Here is a 19,181-nt window from a genome sequence, read left to right on the forward strand (position 1 = left end):
ATTATTTATATATGCTCTTTGCACCGTATTCATCCGGGGGATTGTGCCGACTTCACCTCCCGCCGCCTTTTCTCCGTCTTCCCCCTCTTACGCCCCCTCAGACGATCAGCATGGCGTCGCCGTAGCTGTAAAACCGGTACTCCTCTTTCACCGCCTCCCGGTACGCCTCCAGTATCTTATCGCGGCCCGCGAAGGCCGCCGTGAGCATGAGAAGCGTCGAGCGGGGCAGGTGGAAGTTTGTCACCATCGCGCCCGTGATTCGAAATCCGAACCCGGGGGTGATGAAGAGCCGGGTGCCGCCGCTTCCCGCCGGGACACGGCCGTCGGGTGTCGCCACTCCCTCCAGCGCGCGAACGGTGGTGGTGCCCACGGCGACGATCCGCCTTCCTGCATCCAGCGCTGCGTTGATCTTGTCTGCAGCGGCTTCCGATATATCAAAGACCTCGGCGTGCATCCGGTGGTCTTCCACTCTCTCTGTCCTGACCGGGAGGAACGTCCCCGGCCCCACATGCAGCGTCACCGTGACCCGCCCGATCCCCATCCCGTCGAGCCGGGCGAGCATCACCTCATCGAAGTGGAGGCCCGCCGTGGGCGCCGCAACGGAGCCCGGAGGGTCCGCATAGACGGTCTGGTACCTGTTTTGATCATCGGCGTCGGACCAGCCGTCGATCGCCGCATCACCCCGCCGGATATACGGCGGCAGCGGCGCGCTCCCCCATCGGGAGAGATACGCCTCCAATCCGCCGGCCAGGTCTCCCGGGATTTCCGTTCGGATGGAAAATCCCTCGTCGTCCTTTCCGGTGATGACCGCCTCCACCCCGCCGGGGAGGAGAATCCGCACCCCGGGTCGGAGGTTCTTGCCGGTCATCAGGCAGCGAAAGACGAAATATTGATTCGGTTCCGGCTTCGTCTTTTCCTGCACCCCGTCGGTCGCCTCGTCCCCTGTTCCGCCGGAGAGAATCCTTTCCGTCTCATCGTTCGCCGTTCCCTCGCCCGCTTCCCCTTCCTGCTTCCCCTGCACCCCGTGGGGCAGAAAGAGCAGCTCGGCCCTGCCGCCGGTCTCCTTTTTCCCGATCACCCGGGCGGGCACCACCCGGGAGTCGTTGACCACCAGGAGGTCGTCTTTCCCGAGATACTCCGGCAGGTCCGAAAACATCCGGTGGGCGACGTGTCCGGTTGCTCTCTCCAGCACCAGGAGCCGGGAGCCGGTCCGGTCTTTTGCCGGGCGCTGGGCGATGAGGCGCTCCGGCAGCTCGTAGTCGAAATCGGATACGTCCATCGCCGGCCGCTCGCCTCCCGCCGCCCATTCGGGGTTGATACGTAATTGATACGTAAACTTTATGATGAAATCACATGTCGGCGGCAATGTCAAGGGGAATAATGGGGGAGTGCTATTCACATAAAGGAGAAAATAATTACATTTAATAGACAGAGCAAGCTTTTTGAAAGATGATAAGAAAAAAATCTACTTCTTTTTTCGATCTTCTTCTGTTATATTACTTTCGGATAACCTATTATATACTTATTATATTTATGTAATTCATTATGATTAACGATCATCTCGGATAGTAAAAGGACAACAAGACTCAAGAATTCTCTACTATGTATAATTGAAGAACTATATGCCTGACCCAACAACTACCGATATTAAAAAACCTAGAGAGATCGTCGAAGAACTATGGCCACAAATACAAGGTGGTAATTATATTGTATGGATTGGCTCTGGTTTATCAGGTGATGAATATCCGAGTTGGGAAGACTCAATAAATATTATATGTCAATCATGTCAAATTCCCTTACTAAATAGAAACGATGATGACAAAGAAAAATTGAAGAAAATAGATGCCTGTAGAAAAAAAAATGAAAATCTGTATCTAGAAGAGATCAAAAAGATTTTTGGGAAACATCCAGAGAAAATACCACCCGCCTATGTTTATCTATCAAAAATTCAATTTGTGGCATATATTACAACAAATTTCGACCCAATATTAAGCATAGTGGGCTTAGATAGTAATAACACTATTCACTATTACCCTGACTTAGTAACTAGAATTGAAGGTAGCAGAAAACCAATTTATTATATCCATGGTTTAGTAAGAAGATTCAACAGAAATACTCGAGAAATTGAACTTAGACCAGAATCATTAGTTTTTTCTGAAACCGATTATCAAAAAGCATACTATGATGATTTGAGTACATTGAAGCATTTTCTATATAATATTCTTTTGAACTATCCAATTCTTTTTTTAGGGTACCGTCTAGAAGATGACTTAAAAGTAATATTTGGTCATATTCAAAGAATATTACATATTCTTAAAAGCAACAATCCAGACCGTGAAACATTTAAAAAACACATTTTATTACCTACTAGATATGATAATAGCAATGAAAAAAATGGGGAGCCAGAACGTGATTATGAAGAAGAAAAAAGAGAAAATGATTTATATAAAGAAATCGATATTGAAGTAATAAGATATGATCCAGAAGACAAAAGCAAACACACCGAAATCTATGAAATCTTAGAAATAATCTCTTTTCTGACATCTTCAAGATCAGATATTCAGAATAGCGAGGACTTACCAAGTGCCGAACGAGTTCTTCGATAGAATAGGAAAAATAGACAAAGCAATCGAAAAAGGCCCTATGGACTGCAATTTTTCTATTGATGTAGAACCTTATCTATTAGAAGACTCATCAATTTTCTACTTTTTTGAACATGAAGATTTACGTGAGAATTCCAACTGGCTTGAATTACTTGTCATAGTGGGTAGGTTTGATAGAGCACCTGACTCTATCTATGATGACAAAAATAAAACAATATTTTGCCCAATATGGCCTGAATCCCAATACCTCGCCAAGATGGCATCAAGAGCTCCAGATATAGTAACTAAAATCATATTAGAGGTTGTTCCCGATACAAATAACTATAATGTTCATTTTGATTTTATTAGTTCCGCATTGGCATTACCTCCAGAGAATAAAAGAGAGTTAAGAAGTATTGCAAAAAAAGAATCAGGCTGGATAAAAGGACAGGGTTATTTTGGTTCATTCCTTGTATACAAATATCAAGAATTGCTAGATAAACTAATTAAATTTGAAGACTTTGAAACCGCTCTAGAATTGGCAGATACTCTTCTGGAAGTACTTCCAGATCCAAAAAAAGATGAAAAACTAAAAAATGAAGATAAACTTATCTATCTAACCCCACAGGCACGCTTTGATTCTTTCCACTATGCAGAAATTATTAGAATAGCCTTTCCGGATCTTACTAAAAATATAGGGATTGAGATTATTAATATCTTATGTTCTAAATTGACAAAGTTTATCGAATTGTCTGAAACCAACGATGACGGGAATTTCTATAAAGAATTTACATACCATTGGAGACCAGCAATTGAAGATCATGCTCAAAATTCTAACTATGCTGACCTTGGTGATGTACTGGTTGACGCTGTAAGAGATATGTCAATCTTTCTTATAGATTACGATAGTACAAAATTTCAAGAGATTGTATCCTACCTTGAAGATAAAAAGTCACAGATATTTGACCGTATTGTTCTATTCCTCCTGAATAAATATCCAGACTTACTACCCAACAGAGCAATTGAAGCAATAACAAATATTTCCCTTTTCGATGACATCGCATTTCTCCATGAGTATGCTCGCCTCCTGGATAATCAATTTGATAAACTCTCTCCTAAAACACAAAAAACTATTTTTAGTTGGATAGATAACCCAGACATCGATGAATTAAGAGACATTTTTAAAAGCCTCATGGGTAGAGAACCAGACGAAAAGGAGCTGATTAAACAAAAAGAGAGGTGGCAACTAAAGAAGCTTGCATTAATTGAAAACCATTTAAAAGGAAAAAGAAAGTCAGAATACGAAAAATTAGTAGAAAAATATACAAAACCGGAGCACCCGGATTTTGCTGTTTACACTTCTATTGGTTCTTTTGGACCAAACAGCCCTATACCAACAGAGGAATTAGAGAAAATGACCATTGACGAAATGGTCGAAAAAATAAACAACTGGAATTGGCCGGGTGATTTTGGAGGTCCCTCACCTGAGGGATTAAGTCGGGTACTTTCAAATGTTGTAAAAAGTAAACCGGAACAATTTGTAGAAGAAACGGAAAAGTTAAAGAATCTGGAAGATCCAACATGTATCAAGGGTATTATAATCGGTCTTAGAGATGCTTTAAAAGAAGATAGGACTTTTGAGTGGCCTAAACTTCTCAATTTTTGCCTGTGGGTAACTTCACAACCACGAGAGATGGAAATACCTGATAGAGGTAGCTTTGATAAAGATCCCGATTGGTCGAGGTCTAGAAGATGGATAGCATCGCTCTTAGATGATGGATTTGATTCAAAAACAAATCCCATACCAATCGAACTACGAAACATGGTATGGGGGTTACTCAAGTTACTTGCAGAAGACCCTTCCCCTTACAAGGAGGAAGAAAAAAATTATGATGAATCAGAAATAATGGACTTCATGACATTATCTATCAATACGACTCGCGGAGTAGCAATGCACGCTGTGGTCCGCTTTGCATTATGGTTGAGAAGAGATTTTGAAAAAAGATCTAACTCAGAAAGCCTCTTAGCAAACGGCTTTAGTGAAATGTCCGGCGTCAAAGAAGTCCTTGAAAAACATCTCGATATACAACATGATCCTTCATATACAATTAGATCCGTGTATGGCCAATGGTTTCCCTGGCTCGTTCTTTTAGATGAAGCTTGGGCAAAAGAAAATGCTCTAAAAATCTTCCCAGATGATGAGAAAGATAGGAAGTACCTACATGCCGCATGGGGAGCATATATTAAGTATTCAAGACCTTATAACAATATTTTTGTAATTCTCAAAAAACAATATTCTGATGCTGTTGACATTCTCCCTACTCAGGAGACTAAAGATGGAAGTTCCACCATATATAGAGATAGACTCGCAGAACATCTCGTGACGTATTATTGGAGAGGATTATTTGATTTAGAAGATTCCCTATTTAAAAATTTCTGGGAAAAGGCTGATAACTCATTAAGAGAACATACGATAGATTTTTTAGGACGAAATCTGAGCAATACTCCCGAAGATATTGAGAGCGATATCCTAGATCGTTTTAAAAATTTATGGACTTTTAGACTTTCTGTTGTAAATAATGCCGAAAAAAAAGAGAGCTTCATAAGTGAAATGTCTTGCTTCGGATGGTGGTTTACTTCAAAGAAATTTGAAGATGCATGGGTTCTACCTAAGCTCTACGAATCACTCAAAATCTCAAGAAAGGTAGAATTCAATCGTGATGTGGTAAAAAAGCTTGCTGAAATCTCCGATGAATTTCCTGTTGATACTTTTCTATGCTTAAATGAGATAGCGAGAGGAGAAGTAAATCTCTGGGATATAAAGTCTTGGTATAAAGAAGCATATATTATTTTGGAAAATGCTCTAAATTGTAAAAATAAAGAAATAGTACAAGATGCTATTGATCTCACAAATTATCTTGGAAGCTTAGGCTTTATTGAAGAGTTTAGAAAATTGGTTGCGTGAAAAATTAATTTCCTAATTGAGACTTGATCTGACAACTGCTTGGTCTCGTCCAAGAACCTCATCCCATCACCCTCGTCCCCAGGAATAATAGCAACAGCCCCAGCACCAACGCCGCCGGGGCGAAGCTCCGTATCACCCCGTCCGGCAGGGTTCGGCTCGTCTCGATAACGGGAGATCACGGGGCCTTCGGGATCGGCGGCTTTCCGGTCGTCGGGGAATATCGTCCGGATTCAACAACAACACGTCTATTCCACCGGGTTGAGCTCTTCAACACCGAACGGTTTCCCGTGGGAAGTATAGATTGTCTTTGCCCCATGCGCCTTGAGATTATCCCAGCTTTCATATACTTCATCCACGTCTGTAATATAAATAGGCAGATGCCGGCAATTACAGATATTGAGGAAATCCATGGCGATATCTCCCACAAAAGCGCTGCCGTCGGAAAGTAGTATGGAAATCGAATCGTTCGAATGCCCGGGAGTATAGATAATAGTCCCGTCGATGCCGATGGAATGGAGCAAGGAGCCGTCCTCTCCGTCAAGAACGATATCGCCTTCACGCAGGGTACAGGGAGCGAAGACGAATTTGTGGAAACGGGAAAAGATTTTACCAACAAGAATCTTGACGCATGTGTTGACGGGTCTCGAGTCCTCCACCGACGCCCCGCTGGAGAGCCCCTCCAGGGCGTTTTTATGGACTATCAGGATCGTTTCCGGATTCTTTTCCAGAAGATCGACCACGAATCCGGAATGGTCGTCATGATGGTGGGTGAGAAGGAGATATTTGATCTCGGAAGGTTCAATGCCCAGTTTTTTCAGCTCCTCAAGATACTCCTCGTAATACCCCGGGTAGCTGGTGTCGATCTGGAGATATCCACCGTCACATGGAATGAAAAATATATTGGTGAAGGAAAGCTTCATCATGCGAACGCCATCCGGCAGCATTGTCGATGCCTCCTTTGCGCAAGCCGCATTTCCCCCACCAACAAGGACGAAAAAGCACACCAGAAGCGATATAACCGTCAGAGAAATACGATCTGAACTCACTCGGCGCTTTGATCCCTTAGACCCAGAGGAAACAGACAAAAACGTGTCCCTGCGGTTCAGTACCTTCATTTTGAATCCCTCATGAAATTGTATGTGACTCCGACGTCGGCGAGCCGACTTTTCTTTCATCCATAATATGAGATGTATCTCATATTGTCAAGAGTAATATGAGGTTCTTCTCATTTTATTTGTGCGGTGTCACAGGATTTGTTATATTATTTAATACATGGATTCTTGGTTTTCTAAAAAGAACGTTTCATTCGACGGGACAGGAGATAAGGTGAATATCGAAAGGGAAAACAAAAGAAAAACAATCCCCAGGAATCCCGTTCAGGATCGGGGCATCAAGACAAAACAAAAGCTCATTGAGACCGGAAAAGAGATCTTTTCAAAACATGGATTTCACGACATCACCGCCGACGAGATCGCACATTCGGCCGGTTTAAGCGTCGGGACGTTTTACGCGTATTTCATCGACAAACAGGATATCTTTTTCGCCGTCCTCGACGACTACCTCATGGAGTTCGACCGGATAATTTCCGAAGGGATACAGAATTTTTTGGCCATCACGGATGCCGATATCTCCACCACCCTTACGAATATCGTGAGGCTTGTATTTAAGGAACACAAGAAATCATCGTTTTTTATGAAAGAATTCATAAAGATGTCCCTTTCCGACGAGGAGGTAAATAGGCGACTTCATATCATGGATATGCGGGTAAGAGACGTGTTAACGGAAAACCTGCTTGCGATTGGAATAGACGAGAAGAGGGCCGTGTCCATTTCATTTGTCATCTACTATGCATTGGAGGGCGTTATCCACAAGATCGCCCTTGATGACGAGGAGGTAGATGAAAACGCCGTCCTCCTGGAACTGACCAGCCTCCTTTCCGGATATATTGTACATCTGTCATTGCGGTAGTTACGGGGTGTATTGACGGCTCGCCTTGCGTGAGAAGGTCCCATGCAAGACTTGAATTGACACCGGCCTAATCCCGCCTGTTCATCTCCCCCTCATCCCATCACCCTCGTCCCCAGGAATAATAGGAGCAGCCCCAGCATCAGGGCCGCCAGGCCGAAGATCCGTATCACCCCGTCCGGCAGGGTCAGTGCCTGGGCCATGAACCGTTTCACCATCTCCGGGAAGGCGAAATAGGGTATCCCCTCTATGATAAACAACAGCCCCAGGGCCACCACCAACAGCGAAAAATTCATGCCGCGCCTCCCGTTTTTTATGACATTCCGTGATGCAAAGCTCCCCCGCCCACCCGCTCCCGTTTCACCGGCAAATTCACATCCCCCACCCTATCCGTCCCCTCCATCCCATCATAGAAACGCACGCCCATGCCGTCAAGGGAAAACCGACGCCACACCTCCCGCGGCCGCACGAACGTATCCACCCCCAGGACCTCCCATCCCACCCCACCGGCCCCGGCCCCGCACCGGCCCCAGAACAGGATTTCTCATCCTCTGAGACTCCTTTCACACCCCGAAAAAGCGGGATGAATGAATAATCAATCATTATTTTTCTTGACAACCATTCCCCGCTTTGATAAAACTTTATCGTCTGATTTGCCAGTTTACGTAACCTGGCAGGGGAGGGGGCCGCAAGCGAGGGGGTGAACCCCGCATGCGGCCTGAATAAACGCCAAGAGAACACTCCGCACAGCACGACACATCCCGGACACCCCACACATCAGAACACAAAAACCCGGTATCTTGGATACCGGAGTGATGAATCGCTGAAAGAAGAATCCCGTATGTCTCGAAAACCGGTGAGTACTTCCGAAACCGACGGCACCATGCCCATCAGCGTGCTTGCGGAAAAGCTAGGCATCTCTCCCCGCACCATCCGCTACTACGAGGAAATCGGCCTGTTGGACACCGTCCGGCGCACCAGCGGCGGCAAGCGCATCTACACCGACGACGACTTCCGGAGACTCCGGTTCATCATGAAGCTGAAACTCCTGGGCCTGACCCTGGCCGACATGCAGGAGCTCGAGGATATCTATAAAATCCACCGGAAAAATTCAAAGGTGTTCCCCCGCCTGATCGAACAGCTCGACACGCACAAAAAAGAGGTGGATCGGCGCATCCAGGAGCTGGACACCCTCAGAAAAGAGATCGACGAGTTCCAGGAGCGGATGCGGGACAAAATCAGAAAAGAGACATGAAGGAATCACAAACCGGGCTGGTGCAGGTATACACCGGAAACGGCAAGGGCAAAACCACCGCCGCCCTGGGGCTGGCCCTCAGGGCATGCGGACAGGGGCTCAAAAGCTATATGATCCAGTTTATGAAGGGAGAAATCTACTACGGCGAGCTGGGCGCGGCAAAGGCTCTCCCGGATGACTGCCTCATCATCACTCAGATGGGGCGGCCGGACTTCGTCAGCAAGGAAAATCCGGACCCCGTCGACGTGGAGATGGCTAAAAAGGCCCTGGAGCTGGCCCGGGAGGTCATCTGTGCCGGACGGTACGACATCGTAATCCTGGACGAGGTGAATGTGGCCCTGGATTTCGGCCTACTATCCCTCAGTGACGTCATGAAGGTCATCGATGATAAACCGCCCGGTATGGAACTGATCCTTACCGGGCGTTACGCTCCAAGGGAGATCATCGATCGCGCGGACCTGGTTACCGAAATGAAAGAGATCAAACACCCCTACGAGCGGGGCGTACCCGCCCGTGTGGGCATAGAACGATAGAAAAATAGTCGGATTACATATACATAGTAGATACATATACGGTTTTTTCTTTTTTGCCCGGCCCCGAATGAGTGGACACTCTGAGTGACCGGACATCGGGAGAGGACACCATGACACAGAAAAAAAAGGGGACCGACCCTTCCAAGGAAAAGAAGCGCTGGGAGGAGAAAACCCTAACGCCGATTTTGAAAAAATCATCTGAGCAAAATCGCAGCTTTACCACCGTCAGCGACGCCAAGATCGACCGACTCTACGGTCCTTGGGACCTCGAGGACTTCGACTACATGACCGACCTCGGCTTTCCTGGGGAGTATCCCTTCACCCGGGGTGTGTATCCCTCGATGTACCGGGGGCGCTTGTGGACCATGCGCCAGTTCGCCGGGTTCTCCACCGCCTCCGATACCAACAAGCGATACAAATATCTCTTGTCCCAGGGGACCACGGGTCTTTCGGTGGCGTTTCACATGCCCACCATCATGGGCGTGTGCTCCGACGACCCGAGAAGCTCGGGCGAGGTCGGCAAGTGCGGCGTGGCCATCGACACCCTCCGGGACATGGAGGACCTGTTCGACGGCATCCCGCTGGAGAAGGTCACCACGTCCATGACTACCAACGCCCCGGCGGCCATACTCCTTGCCATGTATGTGGCCGTGGCCGAAAAGCAGGGCGTATCGTCGGATAAAATCGGCGGCACCATCCAGAACGATATCCTCAAGGAATACATCGCCCAGAAATCCTGGATATTCCCGCCCCGGCCGTCTCTTCGCATCATCACGGACCTCCTTGCCTTCGCCAAGGACAAGGTGCCGAGGTGGAACACCATCTCGATTTCCGGTTATCACATCCGGGAGGCCGGGTCCACCGCCGTCCAGGAGCTGGCCTTCACCCTGGCCGACGGCATCGGCTACGTCCAGGCCGGCATCGACGCCGGCATAAGCGTCGACGACTTCGCCCCGCGGCTCTCATTTTTCTTCAACGCCCACAACGACTTCTTCGAGGAGGTGGCGAAATACCGGGCCGCAAGACGCATGTGGGCGAAGATAATCAAAGAGCGGTTTAAAACCGACAACCCCCGCTCCCAGCTGCTGCGCTTCCATACCCAGACGGCCGGGTGCTCGCTGACGGCCCAGCAGCCGCTGAACAACATCATCCGCACCACCATCCAGGCCATGGCGGCGGTGATGGGGGGCACCCAGAGCCTCCATACCAACTCCCTGGACGAAACCCTGGCGCTCCCCACGGAGAACTCAGTGACGGTGGCGTTACGCACCCAGCAGATCATCGCCGAGGAAAGCGGCATCGCCAACACCATCGATCCCCTGGGAGGCTCGTATTTCGTGGAGGCCCTCACGAACCGCATGGAGAAAGAGGCCTTCGACTACATCAACAAGATCGACGACATGGGCGGCATCATCGCCGCCATCGAGCGGGGATTTCCCCAGCTGGAAATCTCCGATGCCGCCTACCATTACCAGAAGCAGCTCGACAGCGGCGAAAAGACCCTTGTGGGGGTCAATAAATACGTCATGGACGAGGACCTCCCCATCGAGACCCTCGTTATCGACGATGAGGTGGAACAGGAACAGAAAAAGCGCCTGGGAAAGGTCCTTGGCGAAAGAAACGCCGAAGAGGTCGCCAATACCCTCGGCGCGCTGAAACACGCCGCGGAGAATTCGGAAAACCTCATGCCCCGCATCCTGAACGCCGTCAAGGCCTACGCCACCCTCCAGGAGATGGTGGATACCCTCAAGGGCGTTTTCGGAGAATACCGGGATCCGGGGTACCTGTAACAGATAACACCCCGCGCGCTCGGTGAGGGCGATGGATCGACGGGGAACGGCGGAAGAGAAGAACCGGTCACCTGTAGTGGGGGAGAGACGGAGACGGCATCTGTTTTCCAAGCGGTGCGGGTGATACGACGAAGTGAAGAAACGATTCGGGAATCGCATCCGATTTCCGAAGGCAACCATATCACAACCTCATAGATGAGGGAGCGAAAGAAGACGACATGGCACGAAAGCTGAGAATTCTTTTGGGCAAGCCCGGCCTGGACGGCCACGATCGGGGCGTCAAGGTAGTGGCGAGGGCGCTGAGGGACGCCGGGATCGAGGTGATCTATACGGGACTCCACCAGACCCCGGAGATGATCGTCTCGGCGGCCATCCAGGAGGACGTGGACGCCGTCGGGCTTTCCGTCCTCTCCGGCGCGCATAACTACCTTTTTACGAAGGTGATGGAGCTTCTCGCCGAACAGGGCGCGGATGACATCATGGTCTTCGGCGGCGGCATCATCCCCGAGGACGACATCGAAACCCTCAAGGAACAGGGCGTGGGAGAGATCTTTCTCCCAGGCGACACCACGGATACAATCATCACGTGGATCAACACGCACATCACGCCGAGAGGCGACAATCAATAACGGTAATGTGAAACGTAATCATCCAAGAGGAGGTTTATGTATGAGCGACAGAAGGGTTTTCGTCCTGGGAGGCGGCATATCCAAAATGGCCGCCGAACGGGTTGACGGCAACATCCGTGACTGGGTTACCGAGGCGGTCATGGAGGCAGTGGCGGACGCCGGCGTGGAAATCGCCGACATTGATCACGCCACCACCAGCTACTTCTCGGATCACTTCGACAAACAGCTCAAAATGGGAGCCATCTTCCACGACTGCATCGGCATGTGCCCCAAGCCCAACGTGCGGGTCGAGGGAGGCGGCGGCACCGGCGGGCTGGCCATTCGTAACGCATACGCATATATCAAGGCGGGCCTGTGCGATTCGATGATCATCTACGGCACCGAGAACATGGGACGTCACGTTCCCTCGGATGTGGCCCAGCAGTTCATCGCCCTGGCTTCCGACACCGACTGGGAGGTCCAGGTTGCGGGCTTCTACATCGCCTACTACGCCCTGATGATGCTGTCACACATGGAAAAATACGGGACCAAGGAAGAACAGTTCGCCCTGGCGTCGGTCAAGAACCATCGAAACGCCATATACAACGAATACGCTCAAAGCCCCATGAGAATCACCGTGGACGATGTGATGAACTCACCGCTCATCACCTCGCCCTACAAGCTTCTTGACAACTGCCTCCTCTCCGACGGGGCGTCGTGTTTGATCTTCGCCACCGAGGAATGGGCAAAAACCCACTCCACGTCCTGGTACAGAAAACCGCGGATCGAGTTCGTGGGCACCGGCTGTGGGAGCGATTACATGCGCCTGGCCGACCGCCCCCTCCCCTATCCCGGCATCACCCACTTCAGGGCTAAGAAAAACGCCTCCAAACAGGCCTACAAGATGGCGGGCATCAAGAATCCGGCCAAGGAGCTGGACTGCTTCGAGGTGCACGACGCCTACTCCGGCGTAGAGCTGGTGAGCTGTGAGGATTTGCGGCTCTGCGGATACGGCCAGAGCGGTCCCCTGTATGAAGAGGGATACTTCGACCTGGGCGGCGAGCTGCCCATCAACACATCCGGCGGTCTCATCGGCATGGGACATCCAGTGGGCGCCACAGGCATAAACCAGGGCATCGAGGTTCTCACACAGCTCCGCGAGGAGGCCCATCCCCAGCGGCAGGTCCCGCTCAATAACGGACAGGGCGGCATGGACTCCCACGGCGGCACCGGCACCTTCGTGGCCGTCAATATTTTCCGTCGCGTGGACTAAGAGAGGAGATGATATATCATGGCTAAAGGCGTAAGTGTATTTAAAGATCCGGAAAAAACCCTCTATCCGAAGCTTCCCGACGTCCCCGATCTGAAGGAAGGCGATCGGGGTCTGGTGCGGACGAAGCTGCACACATTCACCGCCGACGACCCGGTGGGACCGAAGCTTCACTGGGATCCGATTCATAGAGCCGACCAGGACCCCTGGAAGGACTTTCGTGAAATTATGCGCATCGAGTGGAAGATGGAGATCACCTATCGGCACTGCCTGGGCAAGTACTCCAAATTTTTCATCGAGCTGGAAAACAAGAAATTCTACGCAACCGAATGCCCCAAGTGCGGCTTCGTTTGGGCGATTCCCCGGCCGGTCTGTCCGGACTGCCTGGAAATCACCACATGGAAAGAGCTTCCCGGCACCGGCACGCTTGAAAGCTACTCCATCAGCGAGTTCGTGCCCGCCTTCATGAAGGTGGAGCTGCCCTACGTCCTGGCGATGGTCAAGCTGGACGGGGCCGACAGCCTCTTCACCCATCAACTCAGGAACTGGGGTACCGACCGCTCCAAGATAAAGACCGGCATGCCCATAAAGGTTGCCTACACAAAGGAACCGGTGAACCACCCGCTGCTCTCGATGTGGTTTGAACCGGCATAAGCGTTCCACATACCAACGGACAACATTATGTTGAACTACGATCTTACTGAAGACCAAAATATCCTCAGGGATACCGTCCGCAGCTTCTCGGAGGAGGTCATCAAGCCGATGGCCGAGGAGCTAGATGAAAAAGCAGAGTTCTCTGTGGAGCTTACCAAAAAGATGGCCGAGCTGGGTCTTTTCGGCATGTTCGTGTCGGAAAAATACGGCGGTTCGAATGTGGGCTACATCTCCTACATCATCGCGGTGGAGGAGTTGGCCCGGGTTGACGGTTCCCAGGCGGCGACCATCGCTGCCGGCAACTCCCTGGGCATCGGGCCGATATACTATTTCGGCAATGATGAACAGAAGGAAGAATGGCTTCCGAAGCTCTGCGCCGGGGAATGTCTGGCCTCCTTCGGCCTCACCGAGCCCAACGCCGGTTCCGATGCCGGCGCCTCGAAGACCACGGCAACGCTCAAAAACGGCGAGTGGATCATCAACGGCTCCAAGATATTCATCACCAATTCCGCCTCGGAGCTTGCCGGCGTCTGCATCGTTCAGGCCATTACAGGCACGCGGGAGGACGGAAAGAAAGAGGTTTCCTGCATCCTCGTCCCCACCGACACCCCCGGTTTCACCAGGGTGCCGATGAAGAAAAAGATGATGTGGCGGGCGTCGGATACCGGCGAACTCTACTTCGATGACGTCCGGGTTCCGGAAAAGAACCTGTTGGGGAATCGGGGCGAGGGTTTTCACCAGATGCTTTACACCCTCGACGGCGGTCGGCTCTCCATCGGCGCGATGGGTCTGGGCGGCGCCCAGGGGGCCTTCGAAGAGGCGCTTCGTTACGCGAATGAGCGGGAGCAGTTCGGCAGACCCATCGGATCGTTCCAGATCAACGCCTTCAAACTGGCCGACATGGCCATGGAAATTGAGGCCGCCAGGAACCTCCTGTATAAGGCATGCTGGCTGAGGGAAAACAACCGCCCGTTCGGGAAAATCGCCGCCATGGGCAAGCTCTATTGCAGCGAGGTCATGAGGCGGGTAGCCACCGAGGCGGTCCAGATCCACGGCGGATACGGCCTGATGAAGGAGTATCCGGTGGAGCGGTTCTTCCGGGATCAGAAGCTCCTGGAAATCGGAGAGGGAACCAGCGAGGTACAGCGTATCGTTATTTCACGACTTCTCGGAATCAAGTAGTACACGGTGACCGATCCACGCACACAGGCCGTCCTCGACGGTGATATTCGAACGACCGCCCGTCTCATTCGGGATATCGACGACGAGATGCCCGGATATATCGAGGCGCTCATGAACATCTACCCCCACACCGGGAAGGCTCACCTTTTGGGTATCACGGGCCTTCCCGGTGCGGGAAAATCCACCCTTGTCGATCAAATCGTCGAGCATATCAGGATGAGAGGCTCCACCGTCGGTCTTGTGCTGGTGGATCCTACTAGTCCCTTCTCCGGCGGCGCCATCCTGGGCGATCGCATCCGCATGCAGAGGCACTACACCGATCCGGGCGTCTTCATCCGATCCGTTGCCACCAGAGGACACCTCGGCGGCATCTCCCGCAGCACCAACGACATTGTCAACGTCCTGGACGCCATGGGCAAAGACACGGTAATCGTTGAGACGGTGGGGGTGGGACAGGATGAAACGGAGATCGCCAGTGCCGCCCACACCACAGTGGTGGTCCTCACACCGGGCATGGGCGATGAGATACAGGCCATCAAGGCCGGGATCCTCGAGGTGGGGGATATCTTTGTCATCAACAAGGCGGATCGGGACGGGACCGACCGGGCCGTCCGGGATTTGGAGACGATGTTGGATATGGACACCCGGATCCAAGACGGTTTTCGGCCGCCGGTGGTCACAACCGAGGCACTGAGCGGTCGGGGGCTGGAGAACCTGATGGATGCCATTGAAAGCCACCGCGTCCATATTTTACAGACTGATCAATTGCAGGAAAAAAAGCGGAAGCGGGCGGAATTCGAGGTGATGGAACTCCTCAAGGAGTCGCTTCTGACGGCGGCCGTCGCCAGCCGGGGGGGGATGGTTGGCATGGAGAAAATCTTCGACTCCGTCTCCCGGCGGAACACCGACCCGTACAGCGAGGTGCAATCACTCATCCAAAAACTGCTGAAAACATAGCCGAACGGCTCTCCCCGGAGAAAACCCGATACTTTTCCGGTTTTTTTATTTACTCCCCCTGCCTGTTTCTTATATAATAGCACTCTTATTTTTTATGATGCGTTACGTCCCTGCTCGTGTAAGGGGCTCGCCGTCGATAGATAACGAATAATACACACACGTACAGTGTCAATTGAGGAGGAATCAATGAGAGAGGTTGTTATAGTATCAGCAGCGCGGACACCTGTCGGTAGCTTTGGAGGAACGCTCAAGGGAGTGAGCGCCGTAAAACTGGGCGTCATCGCGGCCACGGAAGCCATCACCCGTGCGGGTATCAAAAACGACGATATAGAAGAGGTGATATTCGGTTGCGTGCTCCAGGGGGGACAGGGACAGAACGTCGCCCGTCAGATCGCCATTCACACCGGAATACCCAAGGAAATACCGTCCCTCACCATCAACAAGGTGTGCGCCTCGGGGCTGCGTGCAGTATCTCTCGCGGCCCAGATCATCAAAGCGGGCGACGCCGATATAATCCTGGCCGGCGGAACCGAAAACATGTCGGCCGCCCCCTTCGCCCTCCCGAACGCCCGGTGGGGCTACCGCATGGGCGACGGTGATCTGGTGGACATGATGATCCATGACGGTCTGTGGGAGATATTCAACGGCTACCACATGGGCATCACTGCGGAAAACATCGCCGAGCAGTGGAAGCTGTCTCGGGAGGAGCAGGACGAATTCGGATTAGCGAGCCAGCTGAAGGCCGAAAAGGCCATAAAAGACGGCGCTTTCAAGGATGAAATCGTGCCGGTGGAAATTCCCCAGAAAAAGGGTGACCCGAAAATTTTCGACACCGACGAGCATCCCAGGCTCGGCTCCACAGCGGAAAGCGTGGCAAAGCTGAAACCCGCCTTCAAAAAGGACGGCACCGTAACCGCCGGCAACGCGTCGGGCATCAACGACAGCTCTGCGGCGGTTATCGTCATGAGCGCCGAAAAGGCGAAGGCGCTGAAAATCAAGCCGATGGCGAAGATAATCTCTTACGCGTCGGCGGGTGTCGACCCGAGTATCATGGGCACCGGCCCCATCCCGGCGACCAGAAAAGCCCTGGAAAAGGCGGGGCTGAAGATCGAGGACATGGACCTCATCGAGGCCAACGAGGCCTTCGCCTCCCAGTCCCTTGCCGTGGTGAAGGATCTCGGCATGGAGAAGATTATGGATCGTGTCAACGTCAACGGCGGGGCCATCGCCCTGGGGCATCCCATCGGCGCCTCCGGCGCCCGGATCCTGACCACCCTGCTCTACGCCATGAAAAAGCGGGACGCGAAACGGGGCCTGGCGACCCTGTGCATCGGCGGCGGCATGGGCGCGGCCATGATCGTCGAGAGGTAGAAAGAAAAATTGTAAAAAACCCACGACGTTTTAAAACTCACTAATTTTCAATCCCCCCTGATTCCCAGGGGGGATTTTTTTATCGCCATTGGTCATTGATATATCACAATCAGCATATTATTTTTAAAATAGATTATTTAAAAACAATATTCTTATACTTTATTGAATATTTTTTAAAAATTCGTTAGTATACATGGTGTAGTACCGTAACAGGTACAGGAGCAAACTGCTAATCATGGAATTTAGTTGCCCACACTGTGGATTAAAAGGCACACATCGAAGTGGAAACTTCGATGATCGAGGCATCATGGTAAAATGCCCTCGGTGTACAAAGTACTTTTATCTCAATAAGCATGGAAATACTATAATCTGTCCCGAGTGCGGTTTTGAAAATATGCCGGGTGCACAAATATGTAAGAGCTGTCATTACAAAATCTCAGAAACCACTATGGATTACAGCTCTTCAGATGTCAAAAAGCTCCATACCGTCGCAATGGCGCAGATGCGTGAGAAAAAGAAAATAGTTGAAAAATTACTCTTAACAGATAAGGCGAAGGAATACTATCACCGGACAAAAGCCCTTGAAGCATTCAAGACGATTTTTTATGAAGCAGTATCTGACGATGTTCTCTCCGATTTCGAAATCCAATATCTGAAACACTTTGCAAAAAGAAACAACCTTGAATGGGAAACCGCGGTATCCTTTGTATCGGCGGAGGCCGGGGCATTTATAGAAAGTATCATCCAGACTTATTCGAATGACGGCCTGCTCGATCAACGGGAACAGGATGACGTTTCGCGCCTTTCAAAAATCTTCCATGTCAACCTAGAGGATGTAAGCACGTATGAGCAATCCCTATCGGACACGAAAAGAAAAGCAATCGGTTTATTCAAAAACAAATTCAAAGAATTTGTCTCTGACGGTGTTTTAACGAAAACAGAGATTGCATATCTCAAAAGACTTGCAAAAACATATGCCCTTGACTGGAAACATATGATGACGCTGATAAGATCGGATGCTCTCATTTTCGTTAAAAGCCTTGTAAAAACGGCGGCCGCAGATGATATTCTCAATGACAAGGAGGAGCTCATCATCAGAAAAGCAATGGATCTGCTCCATTTTGAAAAAGAAGAGAGATACTACATTGAGTATGATCTTCTCAACATCAAGGCGAAAGCCCTGGAAATGTTCGCAGATACATTTCTCGATAAAATCTCACAGGATGAGTTCGACGAGGAAAATCTCAAGGCGCTTAAAGAGGTTGCAGAGTCATACAGTCTGTCATGGAAGGAGGCTGTTGAGTCAGTTCAGGATGAAGCAAGAGAATTTATTAAGAAACTGATCGTATTCGCAAAACAGGATGGAGAATTGGATAAAAAAGAGGAAAACACTATAAAAAGAGTAGTGCGTCTCTTTAACATGCCTGACGACGTAAAGAATGACTTCTATAGCGAAATAAAGACAATCAAACAGCTCCAAAATATCCGAGAAGGAGATTTACCCGGCATCAATGACGTTCCCGTCATGTTGGAAAGCACAGAACTGGCTCACTCTTCCGAAAAATGCCATTTCAAGAAAACACCGGGGCAACAATCTTCCTTGTATGGAACAATGGTGATTACCAACAGCAAAGTATATTTTATCGGCACAAAAAAAAGTTTTAAATTTACATTAAAGAGTGTTTTTAATCTCTCGTATGACGGCGAACATATTTTCATAGACCGTCAAGGTACCGGCAGGGGACATTATCGAGTCAAAGAGCCGGAAATCACTTTTGAATTATTATTGTATCTTGTCAGAAAAAACAATTTCCTCGTTGCACATAAAAATGAACGAGAACGATCACGTCACATACCCCAGGATGTCAAAGTTGCCGTTTACCATCGTGATGGGGGACGATGTGTAATCTGCAATAGTGATGTAGGTCTGGAATTCGACCACATAATCCCATTTTCAAAGGGCGGTGCGAATACCGCGGAAAACATCCAACTCTTATGCCATGTCTGCAATCTGAAGAAGGGCGCTCATTTATAGCTTAAGAAACTCTA

At 50.2% G+C, this 19,181-nt stretch carries 17 protein-coding genes; 13 read left to right on the forward strand and 4 right to left on the reverse strand.

Annotated elements, in window-relative coordinates; all coding sequences use genetic code 11:
* Window positions 1–97: 97 nt before the first annotated feature.
* Window positions 98–1,279, reverse strand: a complete 1,182-nt coding sequence (gene queA, locus JW885_15670) for a tRNA preQ1(34) S-adenosylmethionine ribosyltransferase-isomerase QueA (protein MBN1883606.1) — start codon at window positions 1,277–1,279, stop codon at window positions 98–100.
* Between the two features lie 343 nt (window positions 1,280–1,622).
* On the opposite strand from queA, the gene JW885_15675 reads away from it, so the two are divergent.
* Together JW885_15675 and JW885_15680 are read left to right on the forward strand one after the other, a co-directional pair.
* A complete protein-coding gene (locus JW885_15675; protein ID MBN1883607.1) occupies window positions 1,623–2,606 on the forward strand; it encodes an SIR2 family protein in 984 nt (327 codons plus the stop codon).
* Window positions 2,584–5,547, forward strand: coding sequence for a hypothetical protein (locus JW885_15680; protein MBN1883608.1), 2,964 nt, complete (start codon window positions 2,584–2,586; stop codon window positions 5,545–5,547). The genes JW885_15675 and JW885_15680 overlap by 23 nt, the downstream gene beginning before the upstream one ends.
* A 245-nt stretch (window positions 5,548–5,792) precedes the next feature.
* Here the strand turns inward: JW885_15680 and JW885_15685 are convergent, their stop codons facing one another.
* Window positions 5,793–6,491 (reverse strand): MBL fold metallo-hydrolase, encoded by a 699-nt coding sequence (locus tag JW885_15685; protein MBN1883609.1) that lies wholly within the window; start codon window positions 6,489–6,491, stop codon window positions 5,793–5,795.
* 382 nt (window positions 6,492–6,873) lie between these two features.
* Here JW885_15685 and JW885_15690 point away from each other — a divergent pair, with 382 nt between their 5' ends.
* Window positions 6,874–7,515: a TetR/AcrR family transcriptional regulator gene (locus JW885_15690; protein MBN1883610.1), complete on the forward strand. Its 642-nt coding sequence runs from the start codon at window positions 6,874–6,876 to the stop codon at window positions 7,513–7,515.
* 92 nt (window positions 7,516–7,607) lie between these two features.
* Here the strand turns inward: JW885_15690 and JW885_15695 are convergent, their stop codons facing one another.
* Both JW885_15695 and JW885_15700 read right to left on the reverse strand, forming a co-directional pair.
* On the reverse strand, window positions 7,608–7,808 hold the full coding sequence (locus tag JW885_15695; protein MBN1883611.1) for a DUF2065 domain-containing protein: 201 nt from the start codon (window positions 7,806–7,808) through the stop codon (window positions 7,608–7,610).
* A gap of 17 nt (window positions 7,809–7,825) precedes the next feature.
* Entirely contained in the window at window positions 7,826–8,014 is a 189-nt protein-coding gene (locus JW885_15700; protein ID MBN1883612.1) for a hypothetical protein, read from the reverse strand.
* A gap of 381 nt (window positions 8,015–8,395) precedes the next feature.
* Here JW885_15700 and JW885_15705 point away from each other — a divergent pair, with 381 nt between their 5' ends.
* The 10 genes from JW885_15705 to JW885_15750 all read left to right on the forward strand — a co-directional run bounded on the left by JW885_15705 (window position 8,396) and on the right by JW885_15750 (window position 19,167).
* Window positions 8,396–8,767 carry a MerR family transcriptional regulator gene (locus JW885_15705; GenBank protein MBN1883613.1) on the forward strand — a complete coding sequence of 124 codons (372 nt, stop codon included), beginning with the start codon at window positions 8,396–8,398 and terminating at the stop codon, window positions 8,765–8,767.
* Window positions 8,764–9,300, forward strand: a complete 537-nt coding sequence (gene cobO, locus JW885_15710; GenBank protein MBN1883614.1) for a cob(I)yrinic acid a,c-diamide adenosyltransferase — start codon at window positions 8,764–8,766, stop codon at window positions 9,298–9,300. Before JW885_15705 ends, cobO begins: the two co-directional genes overlap by 4 nt.
* Window positions 9,301–9,410: 110 nt before the next feature.
* The gene (locus JW885_15715) at window positions 9,411–11,090 is read left to right on the forward strand and encodes a methylmalonyl-CoA mutase family protein (protein MBN1883615.1); all 1,680 of its coding nucleotides are present in this window, start codon (window positions 9,411–9,413) and stop codon (window positions 11,088–11,090) included.
* Between the two features lie 218 nt (window positions 11,091–11,308).
* The gene (locus tag JW885_15720) at window positions 11,309–11,719 is read left to right on the forward strand and encodes a cobalamin B12-binding domain-containing protein (GenBank protein MBN1883616.1); all 411 of its coding nucleotides are present in this window, start codon (window positions 11,309–11,311) and stop codon (window positions 11,717–11,719) included.
* A gap of 40 nt (window positions 11,720–11,759) precedes the next feature.
* Window positions 11,760–12,971 carry a thiolase domain-containing protein gene (locus JW885_15725; GenBank protein ID MBN1883617.1) on the forward strand — a complete coding sequence of 404 codons (1,212 nt, stop codon included), beginning with the start codon at window positions 11,760–11,762 and terminating at the stop codon, window positions 12,969–12,971.
* 18 nt (window positions 12,972–12,989) lie between these two features.
* Window positions 12,990–13,622, forward strand: a complete 633-nt coding sequence (locus JW885_15730) for an OB-fold domain-containing protein (protein MBN1883618.1) — start codon at window positions 12,990–12,992, stop codon at window positions 13,620–13,622.
* Between the two features lie 30 nt (window positions 13,623–13,652).
* Window positions 13,653–14,804: an acyl-CoA dehydrogenase family protein gene (locus JW885_15735; protein ID MBN1883619.1), complete on the forward strand. Its 1,152-nt coding sequence runs from the start codon at window positions 13,653–13,655 to the stop codon at window positions 14,802–14,804.
* Window positions 14,805–14,810: 6 nt separating this feature from the next.
* Entirely contained in the window at window positions 14,811–15,761 is a 951-nt protein-coding gene (gene meaB, locus JW885_15740) for a methylmalonyl Co-A mutase-associated GTPase MeaB (protein MBN1883620.1), read from the forward strand.
* Between the two features lie 186 nt (window positions 15,762–15,947).
* The gene (locus JW885_15745; protein ID MBN1883621.1) at window positions 15,948–17,132 is read left to right on the forward strand and encodes an acetyl-CoA C-acetyltransferase; all 1,185 of its coding nucleotides are present in this window, start codon (window positions 15,948–15,950) and stop codon (window positions 17,130–17,132) included.
* Between the two features lie 448 nt (window positions 17,133–17,580).
* Window positions 17,581–19,167 (forward strand): TerB family tellurite resistance protein, encoded by a 1,587-nt coding sequence (locus tag JW885_15750; protein ID MBN1883622.1) that lies wholly within the window; start codon window positions 17,581–17,583, stop codon window positions 19,165–19,167.
* Window positions 19,168–19,181: the final 14 nt, after the last annotated feature.

The organism is Candidatus Zymogenaceae bacterium (assembly GCA_016931225.1).
In the GTDB taxonomy this organism is placed as follows: Bacteria; Desulfobacterota; Zymogenia; order Zymogenales; family Zymogenaceae; genus JAFGFE01.

Coding starts and splice junctions, on each gene's coding strand:
- queA (MBN1883606.1), bottom strand. CDS start 1,279: ATGGACGTATCCGATTTCGACTACGAGCTGCCGGAGCGCCTCATCGCC.
- JW885_15675 (MBN1883607.1), top strand. CDS start 1,623: ATGCCTGACCCAACAACTACCGATATTAAAAAACCTAGAGAGATCGTC.
- JW885_15685 (MBN1883609.1), bottom strand. CDS start 6,491: ATGCTGCCGGATGGCGTTCGCATGATGAAGCTTTCCTTCACCAATATA.
- JW885_15695 (MBN1883611.1), bottom strand. CDS start 7,808: ATGAATTTTTCGCTGTTGGTGGTGGCCCTGGGGCTGTTGTTTATCATA.
- JW885_15705 (MBN1883613.1), top strand. CDS start 8,396: ATGCCCATCAGCGTGCTTGCGGAAAAGCTAGGCATCTCTCCCCGCACC.
- cobO (MBN1883614.1), top strand. CDS start 8,764: ATGAAGGAATCACAAACCGGGCTGGTGCAGGTATACACCGGAAACGGC.
- JW885_15715 (MBN1883615.1), top strand. CDS start 9,411: ATGACACAGAAAAAAAAGGGGACCGACCCTTCCAAGGAAAAGAAGCGC.
- JW885_15720 (MBN1883616.1), top strand. CDS start 11,309: ATGGCACGAAAGCTGAGAATTCTTTTGGGCAAGCCCGGCCTGGACGGC.
- JW885_15725 (MBN1883617.1), top strand. CDS start 11,760: ATGAGCGACAGAAGGGTTTTCGTCCTGGGAGGCGGCATATCCAAAATG.
- JW885_15730 (MBN1883618.1), top strand. CDS start 12,990: ATGGCTAAAGGCGTAAGTGTATTTAAAGATCCGGAAAAAACCCTCTAT.
- JW885_15745 (MBN1883621.1), top strand. CDS start 15,948: ATGAGAGAGGTTGTTATAGTATCAGCAGCGCGGACACCTGTCGGTAGC.
- JW885_15750 (MBN1883622.1), top strand. CDS start 17,581: ATGGATTACAGCTCTTCAGATGTCAAAAAGCTCCATACCGTCGCAATG.